The sequence below is a fragment of the Ferroglobus sp. genome, from assembly GCF_015521575.1.
GTDB lineage: Archaea > Halobacteriota > Archaeoglobi > Archaeoglobales > Archaeoglobaceae > Ferroglobus.
Genome location: NZ_WANY01000058.1, coordinates 1 through 15,093 on the forward strand (window position 1 = coordinate 1; position 15,093 = coordinate 15,093).

Sequence of the window (15,093 nt, forward strand, 5' to 3'; positions counted from 1 at the left end):
AGTTAAGAACCTCCCCGACGGAAGACTTCGCCGTGAGGTAATTTCTTAGCGTATTTTATTAGCTTTAACGACGGTTTAGTCAATTGCTGTGAGATTTTTCTGCTTTTTTTCCGTTGAAATTGGCAATTTTCCTCAAACTTCTTTACCCAGCAGTGGACAGATGATTCGAAGATCAGATGAAAATCTATGCTGTTGTCCTTTTTTTAAAAAATTGTAAGTTGCTATTTCGAACTTCAGACAGTGATTCGTCCATTTTAAAGATATTTAACTTTTTTACAAGTTCCTTTATTGTTACCCAGCTAAACGACGTAAAGCTCGCAGTTCAGAATCTGAAAGTTATTATCACCTTTGTAGATAATTCTCAAAAGAACGTTAAATTTGCCGTACTTGGCAAAAATAATTCTCTCTCTTTTTTTGGCAGAAATGTCAATTTCTTTCAGAATTTCCATTTCACCCTTTCCCAGCTTTTTCTGAATGTAATCGTCGAGAATCTGGTTTAAAAGAATTCTGTTAGTTATCTTCTTTCCACTTTCTTCAAGATTTCTGAAAATTTCGTCAATTTCTCTATCTATCTCTTCAATTCTCCTTTCATACTCTTCCTTCGCTCTTTCGATTTCCCCTTTCAGAAATTCGAATTTACTTTCGAGAAATGTTAGCTGGTTGTTGATTATCACAATAATTGTATCATGAATTAAAGATTAAAAAAGTTTTCCCCACTTCGATATTTCAAATTTCTGAGAGAAAATCTCAAAAAAAGAAGTATCCAATATTCTCCTCGGTTTTTGGGAATCAGGGAGCTTTCACCTTCTCGACAACTCTTACGTTTTTTATAGCCGTCTCGGGGTAGTTGCCTTTCTCATCCTTCTCCATCGACTTCACCATATCCCATACAGTAAGCAGAGCAACACTCACTCCCGTTAGAGCTTCCATTTCAACTCCGGTTTTTGCAAAAGCTCTCACCTCGCACGACATCTTTATTCCTTCATCCTCGAATTCGTAGTCGAATTTGACTGAAGTTATCGGAATTGGATGACACATCGGAATTAGCTCTGAAGTCTTTTTCACCGCAAGCGTTCCAGCAACTATTGCCGTGGCTATGACGTTCCCTTTTTCGACTTCTCCCCTTTTAATTGCTTCAATCGTCTCTTTTTTAAGCTTAATAAAGCCTTCAGCGGTTGCAATTCTAAGAACGACATCTTTTTCGCTTACGTCAACCATTCTGACTTTCCCGTTTTCTATGTGGGAAAACATGATTTCAAATTTCCGAGAAAGTAGTTAAGGGTTTTGAAGCGAAAGGTTTTAACTTTCTTGTCAAATCAGATTTCGTAATGAAAGCAGTGATAATGGCTGGTGGTTACGCAACGAGGCTTTGGCCAATAACCAAAACGAAAGCTAAGCCTTTACTTCCTGTGGGTAAGAAGAAAATAATAGACCACATTTACGAAAAGCTTCTGCCTTTCGACTTCGAAATCCTCGTCTCCACGAACTTGAGGTTTGCCGAAGACTTTAGAGAGTGGGCTAAAGACAAAGAGGTCGAGGTAATTGTTGAGGAAACGACGAAAGAGGAGGAAAAGCTTGGAGCAGTCAGAGCTCTTTCGGAAGTTACGAAGGGTATAAATGATGACGTGCTCGTTGTTGCAGGGGATAACATATTCTCCTTCACTCTGGAAGGATTCGTAAGAAAATTTGAAGAAGAAAAGAAGCCGCTCATAGCTCTTTACGACGTTAAGGATAAGGAACTTGCTAAAAGGTACGGCGTGGCGGTGATGAACGGTGAGAGAATAGTGGAGTTCTACGAAAAGCCGGAAAAACCTTTGACGACCTTGGTCGGGATAGGGATATATGCGCTTCCCGAAAAAGTTGTGAAGATGCTTCCAGAGTACGTGAGGGGTGAAAGGAAAGACAATCTCGGAGATTTCGTTTCGTGGCTTGTCAGCAGAGAGGAAGTTTTGGGGTACATCTTCAACGACAACTGGTTTGATGTGGGAAATCCGGATTCTTACATAGAGGCTTTTAAGTGTTACATGAAAAGCTACATAGCCGAAGATGCGAGAATCGACGAGACGAGCAAAATAATAGAGCCGGTGGTTATAGAGGAGGGTGTGGAAGTTAGGGAGAGGAGCATAGTGGGACCTTTTGCCTACATAGGAAAGAACAGTGTTATAGAAAGTTCGGACATAAGCGAATCGGTCGTTTTCGAGGATGTAATTCTGAGGAAAGTCAAGCTGTGGAGGAGCATCGTCGATGAGAAATGCGAAATTAGAAATTTAGAGTTGAGCAGCTCGATTATAGGTGGACACGCTAAAATTCAGCGGGGAGAATGATCGGAATATTAGACGGTTACGTTGACGAGCCTTCTTGTTTGGGAGTCCCTCCTTACATTTCTCCCTATCCGAGATACATAGCCGGGATGCTCAAAGATCTGGGATACAGTTACAGATACGTCACGATAGATGAGTTTAGGAAGAACCCCTCCCTGCTCGATAAAGCCAAGCTTGTAATCGTCATAGCCGGAATTGCCGTCCCGGGAAAGTATCTTGGTGGAAAACCCCTCTCGGCTAAAGAGCTAAAACACCTGCTCCCGGAAAAAGATAAGATTCTCGTCGGACCGATAGTTCTCGAAGATCTCGACAAGGAATTAACGGAAGACTATGAGGTTCTTCCTTTCCCCTTCGAACACGCTTTGTACGAAAGGCTTGGCGGAGAAGTCAAGGATTTGAGCAGAAATTTCGTTAACAAGTTTGCTGTTCTCGGAGCGGAAGTTGTGAAGCAGCACAGCGATTATCCGAACGTTATTTGCGAGATAGAAACTTATAAGGGCTGCTATTGGGGAAAGTGCAGCTTTTGCATAGAGAGAATACACAGAATTTCGATGAGAGACCCGGAGTGGGTGATAAAAGAGATAGAAGCTCTCTACAATCAAGGGGTTCGCCACTTCAGGCTCGGAAATCAAACGGACTTCTTCACGTACCTCGGCGACTTTACGAAAGAGATCCCGAAACCGAATCCAGAGGCTCTGAAAAACTTCCACAGAGAGATCTGGAGGAGGTGTCCGAAGATTAAGACCCTCCACTTGGACAACGTTAATCCGAAAACCATAGCAGTTTATCCGGAGGAGAGTAAGGAGATAATAAAGACGATTGTATGCTACCAAACTTCCGGAAATGTGGCTGCTTTTGGTTTGGAAAGCGCAGACGAAAAGGTCGTTGAAAAAAACAATCTTTTAGCGATGCCGGATGAAGTGTTATTTGCGATAGAACTTATGAACAGATACGGAAAATTCGTTGGACACAACGGCTTACCCTACTTTCTACCGGGGATAAACTTCGTCATAGGTTTGAAGGGTGAAACGAAGGAGACCTTCGAGAAAAATTACGAGTTTCTCGAAGAGGTTATGAGAAGAGGTTTGCTTCTTAGGAGGATAAACATCAGGCAAGTGAAGGTTTTTCCAAATACGCCAATGGCTGAAATCGGTTACAAGAACGTTAGGAGACATAAGAAGTACTTCAAAGTATTCAAGGAGAAGGTTAGGAACAACATAGACAACAAGATGCTGCAAAAAATCGTTCCGAAGGGGAGGTTGCTTAGGGACTTGAGATGCGAGGTAAAAAAAGGGAAAATAACCTTCGCAAGACATCTCGCAACGTATCCCCTCTTAGTCGGGTTGATCGGGGAGTTCGAAAGGAACACCTTTGTCGATGCGAGAGTCGTCGATTACGGGATGAGGTCAATAACAGCTGTTCCAATTTTGGATGTAAACGAAGCGAAGTTGTACCAGCTCGAAAGCATTCCGGGAATCGGGAAAACGACAGCTGCGAAAATAGTTTCAGCTAAACCATTTGGGAGTTTGAGAGAACTGAAAGATTTAATAGGAAAAGAGAAGTTCAAAATTCTGCTACCCTACATTTCCCCGATGATGATTACTCCCGCTGCTGAAAATGATGAGAAGTCGCCAAGCTGAGGGGATTTAAACACCTCTTCGAAAGTTTAATTAACTTCCTGCGCAAATTTCAAATTAACTTGAATAGTGATCAAATTAATTTGAATTATATAGTAATGCGAAACTTTTATTATCGATCGGGAACAATAAGAGGTGGTAGGGATGGCGGTAAAACTTGAAGAAAAGGATCTGAAAATTCTGAGGTGCTTGGAAGAAAACGGAAGCTACAATCTCGACGAAATATCGAAGATTACGAACATTTCCCGCTCCACCGTACACTACAGACTGAAGAAATTCAAAAAAATGGGGCTTATAAAGGGTACATTGATCGAACTAAATCCAGAAGCCCTCGGACTTGACATCACCACCGTAACGTTTGTGAGCGTAAGTTACGACAACACCACGCCAGAGGAAATCGGACAGAAGCTCGCGTCGATTTCGGGAGTTTTCGCGGTCTACTACATCCTTGGAGATTTCGATTTCATAGTCATAGCGAGGGCGAAGGACAGAGAGGATCTCAAAAGAATTCTAAGGGAAATACACGCTATCGACGGAGTCGTAAAGACTGGGACCCACTTTGTTGCTTCGATAATTAAAGAAGAAAAAAGGTTGCTGGTGAATTACAATGAGGAGGATCTCAAAAAGCTCTTCTGCGAATGAGTTGACACCAAAGGAGAGGTTTTTAAAAGCAGTTAAGTTGAAAAAGGTAGATCGCCCCCCAGTTTTATCTGCCAACCAGACTGCCACTATAGAGCAGATGGAAAAACTTGGAATATTTTATAAAGATGCATACTCAAGCCCCGAAAAGCTTGCCACCTTAGCTTCCGCTGCTTGGGAAGAACTCGGATTAGAAGGAGTTGGCGTACCTTTTTGCCAAACCGTAGAGGCTGAGGCGTTTGGTTTGGAAGTAAACTGGGGTAAAAAGAAGAGTAGCATTCCGGTAGTTTCCTTTAAGGGTTGTGTAGCTCCGGAGGGAATAGATGTTCCCGAAAACTTCTTGGAGAGGGGAAGAATACCGGTAGTTCTTGATGCGATCGAAATTTTAGCTGAAAAGTATGGGGACTTTCTTCCGGTGTTAGGGCATGTTATAGGTCCGTTTTCTTTAGCCGCTCACATAGCGAACATAGAGAAGATTCTGAAGATGTCCATAAGAAAGCCCAAGCTCGTTGAGGAGTTTACCGAAATGGGACTTGATGCGATTGCAGAGTACGCGAAAGCCATGATAGAAAGGGGAGCAGATGCGATAGTAATTGAGAACATGTTTGCTTCCGCGGATGTAATAGGGGCAAAGAACTATGCGAAATTTGCGAAGCCTTTCGATAGAAAGCTGATAAGAAAGATTAAAGGGATAACCATACTCCACATCTGCGGAGATTGCACGAGCATAATCGAGGACATGATAGAAACAAAAGCGACTTGCTTGAGCATAGATTCGAAAACTGACGCAAGGTTTGCGGTGGAAATTTCGAGAGGAAAGGCGGCGATAATGGGAAACATCGACACGATATACACACTTCCTTTCGGAAAGCCCGAAGATGTTGAAGCGGAAACGCTTAGAGCGATAGAAGCTGGAATAGACATAATCGCTCCCGGCTGCTCCCTTTCTCCACTAACTCCGAACAGAAACGTTAGGGTGATGGTTGAGACCGTTAAAAAGATCAGCGTAAAAGCCACCGGCGACTCTTATGCATGAGGAAGAAGACTTTTTTGTTCACTGCAATCTTCCGTGAGTTTTGACAGGAGTCTTAGATTTTAAATTTCTATTGGACTTGAAGCAGAGGTAAAAGCTATAAAATTCATTTGAAATTTAACCCCATGGCGGAAAAGAAACTCGTCTTCGTTCTGAGTAAAGGATTGAACTACCCGGATATAGCGAGAACAACTCTAATGCTTGCAGCCTTGAGTGCGAATCTCGGAATAAAGACGACGGTTTTCTGCTTTCAGGATGGGGTGGAGATAATGGTTAAGGGGGCTTTGGATAAGGAAGAGGTAAAGCCAGGAGTGCCTACGATAAGGCAGAGGCTGAACGAGGCGATTGAGGCTGGCGTAAAAATTTACGTTTGCTCCCAAACGCTCGTGGTGAGAAAAATAAAAGAAGAGGACATAATCGACGAGGTTGAAGTTGCTGGAGCTGCAACGTTCATCTATCTCGCTCTCGAAGCGGACAAAGTCATTTGCATAGGTTAAACTGTTCTCCTTTCCTCTAATTTTACTTCCAGATTTACGGGCTTCATCAACGTGTTTCCGACGGGGGAAGTTTTTACAACAGTCTCGTGCAAATCCTTAAGCTCCTCCTTGCTTACGGGCTTCTTCGTTTTAAGGAAGACCCTCGCTCTGATGTTCGTAAATCCCGGAGAGACTTTTTCCGGAGATTCCAAACCAAGAAAGCCGGGGAGGTCGATGTCTCCCTCTACGTCTATTTCAACTTTATCAAGCTCTATTCCTCTGAGTGCTGCGTTCATCACGTAACCTACAACAAGACAAGCTCCCAAAGCTCCTAAAACGAACTCTACCATGTTTGGAGCAGTGTTAGTACCTCCGAGATCCTTTGGTTCGTCCATTCTGATCGTGAAGTCCCTTATGTTCACTTCAACCTTGAATCCGTCTTTCCATTTAGACCTCGCTCTCCAGAGAGTTCTGCCAAGCTCTGGATGCTTCTTCACTACCTCCACTACCTGCTTCAAATATTCCACATCGACGCCGTTTATTTCGCTCATAATTAATTATAGCCAACAACTCGTTTATAAAAGTTAGCTTTTAGCCAAATAAAAAATAAAGAAGAGTTACCTTAGCTTCGTTTTCCTTGCAGCTCTTATAAAAGCCTGAATGTTTTCGAGGGGAACTGTTGGGGGAATATCACATCCTGGACATAGAACGTAACCGCCACCTTCGGCGGCTGTGTGAATGCACTTATCGGACACCTCCTCCACGTATTCTGGAGTGCCGTCGTTTAAAACCGAAACTGGGTCTACGTTACCGGCTATACATATAACACCCTTAAGCGTGCTCTTAGCGTAACCGAGATCTACTTTGTGATCCAAGCTAAAGCAGCTGGCTTTGCTCTCCGCTATCTCTCTCAGCTTGTCGCTCGTATCTCCACAGATGTGTAAAAACACCGCTATTTTACGCTTTTTCATCTCATTTATAAGTTCCTTTAAAGGTGGTAAGGCAAACTCCAAGAAGTGCTTTCTTGATATTAAATCGCCGCTTGCCGTTGGATCTGCAATGCTTACAGCCTCCAACCCGGCATCTTTAATTACTGGCTCGTAAAAAGCCATTATGAGGTCTTTGGCGAAGTCTATCACTTTCCTTGCGAACTCCTTGTTTTTGTAAATGTCCCTCATAAGCTGCTCCACACCTCTTAAATTCCCGGCTTTCGTGAAAGGGCCCCAAGAAGTAGTTCCGACTAAATATTTATCCCCAATCTCGTTGTAAACGATCTCGGAGGCTTTCCAAATCGTTTGAAGAGCTTCATTTTCGTAAATTTTGTCGATCTCTAAAGCTTCAAGGTCCTCCGGAGAGTTTATAATCGGTCCCTCCAGATCTGGAGCACCTATATGCCTGACTTTTATCTTTCCTCCTATCGCAGCAGCCAGAAAGTTGTTGTATCCTGAGCCGGGGTAAACCATGTCCGACTGCAGAATGTCTGCCGTTTTAACTATAACCTCCGCATACTCCTTTGGCTTACCGATATAGTAGAGGAAATCCTTGCCGGAATTTTTGATCGTCCACATTCCTCCTCCGAAAATTACCGCAGGAACTCTTTCGGGAACACCCAATTCAAAAGCTTCAAGGAGAACTTCTTTCGGACGCATTTTTCCACCCCAAATAACGTAAAAATAGTAAAAACCGAAAAATAGAAGATTATCCTCTGAACTCCGGCGGTTTTAAGTACTCCCAGTCTTCTCCTCTTCTGTACTTCTGAGCAACTTCAATAGCCTTTACAGCGTATTCGAATGCGTACGGAATTCCCGGATTGTTCGGATAGAAACCAGCTCCTATAAATCCTACGGTGACAGCTTCAAGAATTTCCTCATCAGTAGCTCCCGCTTCAACGGCGGCAATCACATGAACGATACATCTTGGAGAGGCGGTCGCTACACCTATGGCAGTGAAAATCAACTCCTTTGTCTTTCTATCTAACGCTCCGTCCCTCCATATTACTTCGTAGAAGTCTGCAAACTTTTTAGCCGCTTCCGGCCAAACCTCACAGACGGTCTTCAAAAATCTCGGTAGCAGTTTCATTCTTTCCTTAACATATTCTTCACACTCCTTGTTTCCCATACTCCCACCTCCACAATAAACAATTATAATTTTTAATAACTATATTTAAACCTTTCTCTCAACGATCCCGAAATACGTTATACTTTAGTACCAATTTTCCCGAATTTATTTAGACATTATCCAAAATTTAAACCGTAGTAAATTTTGGGAGGATTTTAACGCTGCTAACCCTTCAGATTTTCTTCAAAACGAATTTGATGTGGTCTCCTTCCCTTTTACACTCTAAAACTACAATTCCAGAATTTCCTGCCCATATCGGAATGTCGATCATAGTTCCGGGGTCTGTGGTTAGAACCTCCACCACGTCTCCCGGTTTGAACTTGCTCATCTCTTTCCTTAGCTTAATTATCGGCTCCGGGCACGTTAAACCTCTAAGGTCGATAACTGTCATTGAGAATAATTACAGATTTGAAACAATATAAACATTTCGGTCTCATCTGGATGTAATCCTAAAAAACGATCAAAAACATGTACGGATGTATAGTCATATCGAAATTTTTTGGACAATAATCAAAAGTCGTCCTCGAACTCTATCTTTGGCAGTTTCTTAACGTTAAGCTCCAGCTCGATTTCCGCAGCTTTTAAAACGACCCACGGGATTATGCAGGTGGAGTGTCTCAAATTAGCCTTTCTGTAGACTATATTTTCTGGAATTCTTGTGAGAACATCTTTTGCACTTAAAATCGGCAGTTCTTTCCCAAACTTGCTAACATCTTCGCATTCGGAAAATATCTCAATTTTCACACCTTTGTCGATTTTCTTTGCAATTACTTCACTTCTATACCCACACGGTTGCTCGGTAACGATAACTTTCATGAAAAAATCAACGGAAAAGGACATATAATTGTATTTGCTGCGTTTTTGCAAGAAGTGAACAAACTGACGAAGTTTTATAAGTGGTGAAAAACTTAATGAATTCATATGTCTAAGCTTGCGACTCCGAAAAACCTCTTGCTCCTGCTTGGGATACTCCTTTTACTCTTCTCTTTCTTCAACCCTATCGTGGCAAATCCGTATCCCAACACCTGCTTCGGAGCGTTTCACGGATTTAACTGGTATTTCTTTCTTGTGGCAATCTTTGTTTTAGTTTTAGCTGTAGTTTTAAGTGAGGAAAAGGGAGAAGTAGTTAAGTCTGAAAATAAATTAGTCGGAGAAAAACAGAACGGGAAAATACTCGATTTAATCAGAAATTTGCTTGAGGAAGATGAATTCACGATAGTGAAACTCGTTCTCGAAAATGAAGGAGTAACCCAGGACTCCCTCCACTTCAAAACTGGCTTCTCTCAATCCAAGATCTCGATGATAATCAAGAAACTCGAAGAGAAAAACTTGATTATCAGAGAGAAATTCGGAAAAACCTACAAGATTTACACAAGTCCTTGGCTGAGAAGTATGCTCGAAGAAGGTAGCATTGACTATCGGAAAGATTTCGAAAAGCTCAAAAATTGGCGTGATGAAGATTAAGTAAAAGCTGAAAGAAAATGTGACAAAATGTTACTTGGATTGAGCTTGAACTCACAACCAAGAAAGTTTATTAAAATCAAGAAAACTTGAATAATTTAATGGCATGCTTGATCGAAAAGAGGGAGGCTGAAATGAAAAAAGATGTAAGGTTAACCTCCAGTCTGAGAAGTGGGCTAATTTCTAAGGACAGCGACGAAATCTGGGGAGTCGGAAGTGTGGATGAAGCTAACTCCTTTATAGGTTTGGCGAAAGTTAAATCGGAAGGTTTAACGAGAGAGATTCTTGAAAAAGTCCAGAGAAAGATGTTCAACGTCGGAGCGGAGATGATATCCGGAAAAGAAATGATTACGAAAAAGGACGTTGAGGAGCTTGAGGAGATTATAAGGGTGGTTGGTGAGAAGGTCGAGCAACCCGACAAGTTTATAATTTTGGAGCAGGATGAAATTACCGCTTACTTAAGCGTTGCGAGAGCCGTTGTGAGGAGAGCCGAGAGGTGGGCTGTAAGGTTGAACAACGAGGGAAAAGTAGGGATAAGCTTGGTGGAGTGGTTAAATAAGCTAAGCTGTCTTCTGTATTTGCTAATCCTCTACGAGCTTAAAGGAAGGTACAATGTCGTTCAAATTGAGAGAGAAGTTCCCTGAAGAAGGTTCATAATTTCCCTCCTGTACCCTACGAACTCTGGAGAAGTTCTGTCTCTCGGTCTCTCCAAGTTAATCTCTAAAACCTTCAGGACTTTTGCCGGACGTGGAGAAAGAATGACGACTTTATCTGCTAAGAAAACAGCCTCGTCAACGCTGTGGGTTACGAAAAGGATCGTTTTTCTCCTCTTTTCCCAAATCTTCAGAAGTTCTAACTGCATCCTGTTCCTCGTCTGGGCGTCAAGACTTGCAAAGGGCTCATCCATAAGCAACACCTTGGGATTCACTGCTAAAGCTCGGCAAATACCGACTCGCTGCCTCATTCCTCCGCTGAGCTGATGGGGGTAGTAGTCTTCGAATCCCTTCAACCCCGCAAGTTCCAGGAAACTCCTTGCTATCTCCTCCCTCCGCTTTTTATCCAGCTCCCGCATTCTCATCTCCAAAGAAAACATCACGTTTTCCAAGGCAGTTCTCCAAGGTAGCAGACGATCATCCTGAAAAACGAAAGCTATGTCTTCCGTTTTCAGCTCTTTTCCGTCGTATAAAACTTCTCCCTCGTCTGCTTTAACGAGTCCTGCCACTATTTTAAGCAAAGTTGTTTTACCGCACCCCGATTCTCCTACAATACAAGCAAACTCTCCCTTTTCCACTTCAAAACTCACTCCGTCGAGAACTTTTAAATTTCCAAAGCTCTTCTTCACGTTCCTGATTTCAAGCGCCATGGGAATCTTTCCTCCAATTTAAAAAGAAGGGTGTTCATCGAGTACCCTATAAGACCGATCATAGCCATTCCAGCGATTATTTCCGGCATTCTTCCTCCGACCTCGTACATGACGAGAATGAAGTATCCCAAACCGGAGCCCGAGGTGGCTATCATCTCAGCGGCAATTATGCTCATCCATCCTACTCCGAGCCCGACTCTAACGCCGGTGATTATTCCGGGGAGGGAGTAGGGTAGAACTATCTTCGTCAGCAAATCGAAGCTTTTCGCACCGAAGACCTTCGCCAATTCGATGAACTCCTGAGGAACTCCCCTGACGTAATCGGAAATCGTTACGAAACTTGGAAAGAAAGCTCCGACAGCTACGATGAAGATTTGGGCAAAAACAGTCGGGTTGGGGAACGATGCGAAGAGAATGTAGGAGAGGGGAATCCATGCAAGAGGAGGGATCGGTCTTAGAACCTCTATAGCCGGATGCAGAAGGTTGTATATCCTCGAAAACCACATCAAAATTCCGAGAGGGATTGAGAGGGAAAAAGCTACTATCGCTCCAGCCAAAACTCTTAAGAGGCTCGAAGCAGCGTGCTGAAGGAGAGTTTTTCCAAGAACCGGCTCCGCTTTAACAACAAGCATCAAAAAAGTTATGACAACTACGTGGAAGGCTGGAAGAACGTTTAGGAAGTATAGAAGGTACCAGAGGAAGACAAAGAGCAGAGCGGAGTAAATTTTCTGCTTCAACTTACCTTCAACCCTCCCTCCTTCAGAACCTTCCTCATTAGGAAGTCTTGGACAGTTCCGAATCCCGGAATTGCTACGGTTTTTCCGGCTAAATCCTTCGGCGAGTTAATCTCCTTCCTCACGACCAAAGCGGAACCTTCGTTGTTAACTCCAGCAATTATGGAAATTTCTATTTCATCATTTATCCTCTTCAAAGTTGCGGGAGCGCCGCCGAGATAAGCTGCATCAAGCTCTCCGAGTTTAAAAGCCTCCATTATCGCAACTCCGTTGGGATACTGTTTCAAATCAACGTCCTCAAAAACTCTGTCGAGGTAACCCTCTTTCAAAGCGACGTACAAAGCGAGATGGTGCAAATCGGCTGTTATATATCCGAGCCTAATTTTTCCGGCTTTTTCCGGAACGTAGTTCGGATTCTCCTCAAGCTTTGTCACAACTCTCTCGTAGATATCTCTCCTCAAAAACTTCTCGAAAAATTCATCCTCACTTTCGTATCCCAATTCTTTGACTGATTTCTTCAGAATCGCCGCTTCCTTTAAAAACTCGTAATAATGCCTGAACTCCTTCTCATCTGGATACTCCACGTACTTTATATTCCTCAGAGCCATCTTCACCGTCTCTTCATCCAACCCCGTGAATTGCGAAGCGTAGCTAACCACTTTGTCCCAGTTTTTCTCATCGTTTATGAACCTCGTAGCCTTTACGTGAGCCCAGACTAAAGCTTCAAGCATCTTTTCGTCGGCTTTTCCAACCTTGTAAGCGACAACGCAACACGGATGATTTTTCCAGATGTCCCCGGAAGACATCAAGATCTTCTGTCCGCTTTTTGCGGCTTTACTCGGAAATGGCTCCCAAGCTATAAAAGCGTCGATCTTCCCTATTTTTATCTGCTCAAGCATGTCTGGAGGGGAGAGCTTAACGAGCTTTACGGATTTTTCTTCCGCACAACCCGAAATGAAGATCGCTACAGCTAAAAATAGAAAAATTACGGTTAACTTCCGCATTTTGATCCCCTCACTTCCTGAGCTGTTCAACGAACTCGGGGAAGAGTTTGTTCAGGGGATGCACTCCCTTAGGTAGCTCACCAACCTCGTCGTATATGAAGGTTGCTAAAATGGAATTGGCTGTTGCCACAGCTGGGAAAACCCACTTCGCATTTTCTATCGCTCCGTAAAGTATGAAGTCGTTCCACAGCAAAGCCGTTATCGCGTGGGCTGCGCTATCCACGGCTGCAAAACCGAGCTTACCCCACTTCTCCCTTGGATACTTCCAAACATCCGTGCCGTTCGAAGGGGCGCAGCCAACCGGATGTCCGAACTCCTCCTTAATTTTTTTGCAGGCTAAGAGGGAAAGAGCTATCGACGGCGTGTTCAAAACAGACGTGTCGATGAGAATGTTTTCGAATCCGGCTTTTTCCAAAGCCGGAAGGAGAGTTTCCTTCAGTATTTTTATCCTCCCCTCAACGCTCGGATCGTTCATGTTGTATGCAACCGTCAAACCGTGCTTCAGCCCGATTTCTTTAAGCTCGTTAACCTCTTTCTCCAAATCCTCGCTCCAAGGAGATAAAGAGTTGTAGACAACCCTATCCTCCAGACCTATTTCCTTCACGTACTTAGCGGCTCCTATCTTGGGTGGAATTTTCCAAGCGTCTATCATAAACGGCATTTCCGTAACTTCCGCCACGAAGTCTATGTACTTCCTAAACTCCTCCTCGGACAAAGCAACGATGTCGAGCATGGATGGAATCCCCGTTTCTTCGCTCAAAGTTTCTTGCATGTTTATCAGCTCTTCAGCCCTTTTCTTGTCGAACTTACCTTCTTTCCTTTTCTCCACTATCTTGTGTCCAGTGTAAAACATCGTTCCTACTAAAACTACCGGATTTTCTCCCTTCCCGCCGATCTTGATTCCACCAATCTCAACTACCTTCGACTCAACGCAAAACATCACTCCGCACCTCTCAACCTCAAAACCTCTTCATGTCTCGGATACCTCTTCTTATCCATGTGGGGGAAGTACATCGCCATCGAGAACTCCCTTTCGAAATCTGGGTGTACCGCCAACTTAATGTGCTCTACTTTCCTTGCTATCTCGTTGGCTTCTCTCCTCTTCTCTTTGCTTATCAAAGCGAGCCTTGCTCCAACTCCAGCAGCATTTCCTACCGACTCTATTCTATCCACCGGTACATCGGGAACCAAACCTATTATTAAAGCCGAAATCTTGTCGATGTAGTTTCCGAAGGCTCCAGCGACAATTACTCTGTCAACGCTCTCAACCCCCATCTCCTTCATGAGGATGTGAGCTCCGGCGCACATAGCTCCTTTCGCAAGCTGGATCTCTCTTATGTCCTTTTGGGTAATCACTATATCGTGCCCTATAGCCGTCTCATTCGCCCAAGCTATGACGTATTCAGGCTGTCCATCAGCGACTCTAACTCTTGGCGTATCGAGATCGAGGTTGAACCTTCCGTTCTTCTTAACTATACCAACCCTGTAAAGCTCGGCAGCCGCATCAATTATACCGGAGCCGCATATCCCTCGCGGAGGTGCGTTGCCTATCGTTTTGTATTCCGGCTCGAAAGTTTCTGGATCTATTCTGATTCGCTCTATAGCTCCGGTTGCAGCTCTCATTCCGTGTTTTATGTGTGCCCCCTCCAAGGCTGGTCCTGCTGCTGCAGAACACGAAATCAATCTCTCTTTGTTTCCAAGAACTATCTCTCCGTTCGTCCCGATGTCTATAACCAAGCACATCTCATCCCTCTTGTAGGGCTCCGTGGCTATCAAAACCGCCACGTTGTCAGCACCAACCCAGCCCGCTTCTATAGGCAAAACGTGAACGTATCCACCTTTTGAGATGTTCAGTCCGAGGTCTCTTGCCTTCACATCGTAGGACTTGTGTAATGCTGGAACGTAGGGAGCCAAAGACAAGTACTTCGGTTCTATTTTGAGAAAGATGTGGTGCATAGCCGTGTTGCCGACTATCGTCACTTCGCTAACCTCTTCAGGCTTTATCCCAGCCTGATCGCAGACATTTTTCAGAATTTCGTTAATTCCGTCGATTATTTTTCTGTTCAGCTGCTCCAAACCTTCCGGATTTTGCATCGCATAGGTTATCCTACTCATTACGTCCTCTCCATAGGTGACCTGAGGATTCATCATCGAGTCGACTGCCAGAACTTTTCCAGTCCTCAAATCTGTTAAATAGCCAACCACGGTTGTAGTTCCTATGTCAACAGCCAAACCGTAAACGTTCTCAGCCCTATATCCGGGTTCGACGTCAATTATTTCTCTATCGTTCCAGATCGTGACGGTTAC

19 protein-coding genes are annotated in these 15,093 nt (G+C 43.7%); 7 read left to right on the forward strand and 12 right to left on the reverse strand.

Annotation, left to right across the window (positions count from 1 at the left end):
* Nucleotides 1-299: 299 nt before the first annotated feature.
* Together F7C14_RS02265 and moaC are read right to left on the reverse strand one after the other, a co-directional pair.
* Nucleotides 300-674: a hypothetical protein gene (locus F7C14_RS02265; RefSeq protein WP_290899559.1), complete on the reverse strand. Its 375-nt coding sequence runs from the start codon at nucleotides 672-674 to the stop codon at nucleotides 300-302.
* 115 nt (nucleotides 675-789) lie between these two features.
* On the reverse strand, nucleotides 790-1,251 hold the full coding sequence (moaC, locus tag F7C14_RS02270; protein ID WP_290899561.1) for a cyclic pyranopterin monophosphate synthase MoaC: 462 nt from the start codon (nucleotides 1,249-1,251) through the stop codon (nucleotides 790-792).
* 77 nt (nucleotides 1,252-1,328) lie between these two features.
* On the opposite strand from moaC, the gene F7C14_RS02275 reads away from it, so the two are divergent.
* The 5 genes from F7C14_RS02275 (at nucleotide 1,329) to F7C14_RS02295 (ending at nucleotide 6,127) form a co-directional block, all read left to right on the forward strand.
* Complete coding sequence (locus F7C14_RS02275; RefSeq protein ID WP_290899563.1) at nucleotides 1,329-2,324, forward strand: NDP-sugar synthase; 996 nt, start codon at nucleotides 1,329-1,331, stop codon at nucleotides 2,322-2,324.
* Entirely contained in the window at nucleotides 2,321-3,961 is a 1,641-nt protein-coding gene (locus F7C14_RS02280; RefSeq protein WP_290899565.1) for a helix-hairpin-helix domain-containing protein, read from the forward strand. The genes F7C14_RS02275 and F7C14_RS02280 overlap by 4 nt, the downstream gene beginning before the upstream one ends.
* A 141-nt stretch (nucleotides 3,962-4,102) precedes the next feature.
* Nucleotides 4,103-4,600 (forward strand): Lrp/AsnC family transcriptional regulator, encoded by a 498-nt coding sequence (locus F7C14_RS02285; RefSeq protein ID WP_290899567.1) that lies wholly within the window; start codon nucleotides 4,103-4,105, stop codon nucleotides 4,598-4,600.
* Complete coding sequence (locus F7C14_RS02290) at nucleotides 4,566-5,633, forward strand: MtaA/CmuA family methyltransferase (RefSeq protein WP_290899569.1); 1,068 nt, start codon at nucleotides 4,566-4,568, stop codon at nucleotides 5,631-5,633. The genes F7C14_RS02285 and F7C14_RS02290 overlap by 35 nt, the downstream gene beginning before the upstream one ends.
* Before the next feature lie 122 nt (nucleotides 5,634-5,755).
* Nucleotides 5,756-6,127, forward strand: coding sequence for a DsrE family protein (locus tag F7C14_RS02295; RefSeq protein ID WP_290899571.1), 372 nt, complete (start codon nucleotides 5,756-5,758; stop codon nucleotides 6,125-6,127).
* On the opposite strand, the gene F7C14_RS02300 is transcribed toward F7C14_RS02295, so the two are convergent.
* The 5 genes from F7C14_RS02300 to F7C14_RS02320 all read right to left on the reverse strand — a co-directional run bounded on the left by F7C14_RS02300 (nucleotide 6,124) and on the right by F7C14_RS02320 (nucleotide 9,040).
* Nucleotides 6,124-6,657, reverse strand: a complete 534-nt coding sequence (locus tag F7C14_RS02300; protein WP_290899573.1) for an OsmC family protein — start codon at nucleotides 6,655-6,657, stop codon at nucleotides 6,124-6,126. The genes F7C14_RS02295 and F7C14_RS02300 overlap by 4 nt on opposite strands.
* A 66-nt stretch (nucleotides 6,658-6,723) precedes the next feature.
* Complete coding sequence (locus F7C14_RS02305; protein WP_290899575.1) at nucleotides 6,724-7,755, reverse strand: uroporphyrinogen decarboxylase family protein; 1,032 nt, start codon at nucleotides 7,753-7,755, stop codon at nucleotides 6,724-6,726.
* A gap of 49 nt (nucleotides 7,756-7,804) precedes the next feature.
* Entirely contained in the window at nucleotides 7,805-8,224 is a 420-nt protein-coding gene (locus F7C14_RS02310; protein WP_290899577.1) for a carboxymuconolactone decarboxylase family protein, read from the reverse strand.
* A gap of 172 nt (nucleotides 8,225-8,396) precedes the next feature.
* On the reverse strand, nucleotides 8,397-8,615 hold the full coding sequence (locus F7C14_RS02315; protein ID WP_290899579.1) for a sulfurtransferase TusA family protein: 219 nt from the start codon (nucleotides 8,613-8,615) through the stop codon (nucleotides 8,397-8,399).
* A gap of 119 nt (nucleotides 8,616-8,734) precedes the next feature.
* The gene (locus F7C14_RS02320; protein ID WP_290899581.1) at nucleotides 8,735-9,040 is read right to left on the reverse strand and encodes a hypothetical protein; all 306 of its coding nucleotides are present in this window, start codon (nucleotides 9,038-9,040) and stop codon (nucleotides 8,735-8,737) included.
* Nucleotides 9,041-9,145: 105 nt separating this feature from the next.
* Here F7C14_RS02320 and F7C14_RS02325 point away from each other — a divergent pair, with 105 nt between their 5' ends.
* Nucleotides 9,146-9,688 carry a MarR family transcriptional regulator gene (locus F7C14_RS02325; protein WP_290899583.1) on the forward strand — a complete coding sequence of 181 codons (543 nt, stop codon included), beginning with the start codon at nucleotides 9,146-9,148 and terminating at the stop codon, nucleotides 9,686-9,688.
* Nucleotides 9,689-9,786: 98 nt separating this feature from the next.
* Nucleotides 9,787-10,329, forward strand: a complete 543-nt coding sequence (locus F7C14_RS02330) for an ATP:cob(I)alamin adenosyltransferase (protein WP_290899585.1) — start codon at nucleotides 9,787-9,789, stop codon at nucleotides 10,327-10,329.
* Here the strand turns inward: F7C14_RS02330 and F7C14_RS02335 are convergent.
* The 5 genes from F7C14_RS02335 to F7C14_RS02355 form a co-directional block, all read right to left on the reverse strand.
* A complete protein-coding gene (locus tag F7C14_RS02335) occupies nucleotides 10,305-11,048 on the reverse strand; it encodes an ABC transporter ATP-binding protein (RefSeq protein ID WP_290899587.1) in 744 nt (247 codons plus the stop codon). The two genes, F7C14_RS02330 and F7C14_RS02335, sit on opposite strands and share 25 nt — an antisense overlap.
* The gene (locus tag F7C14_RS02340) at nucleotides 11,024-11,785 is read right to left on the reverse strand and encodes an ABC transporter permease (protein ID WP_290899589.1); all 762 of its coding nucleotides are present in this window, start codon (nucleotides 11,783-11,785) and stop codon (nucleotides 11,024-11,026) included. The genes F7C14_RS02335 and F7C14_RS02340 overlap by 25 nt, the downstream gene beginning before the upstream one ends.
* A complete protein-coding gene (locus F7C14_RS02345) occupies nucleotides 11,782-12,786 on the reverse strand; it encodes an ABC transporter substrate-binding protein (RefSeq protein ID WP_290899591.1) in 1,005 nt (334 codons plus the stop codon). Before F7C14_RS02345 ends, F7C14_RS02340 begins: the two co-directional genes overlap by 4 nt.
* Nucleotides 12,787-12,796: 10 nt before the next feature.
* Nucleotides 12,797-13,726, reverse strand: coding sequence for a tetrahydromethanopterin S-methyltransferase subunit H (locus F7C14_RS02350; protein ID WP_290899592.1), 930 nt, complete (start codon nucleotides 13,724-13,726; stop codon nucleotides 12,797-12,799).
* Nucleotides 13,726-15,093: ASKHA domain-containing protein (locus tag F7C14_RS02355; RefSeq protein ID WP_290899594.1), on the reverse strand; the 1,368-nt coding region annotated here is incomplete at its 5' end. The genes F7C14_RS02350 and F7C14_RS02355, both read right to left, overlap by 1 nt.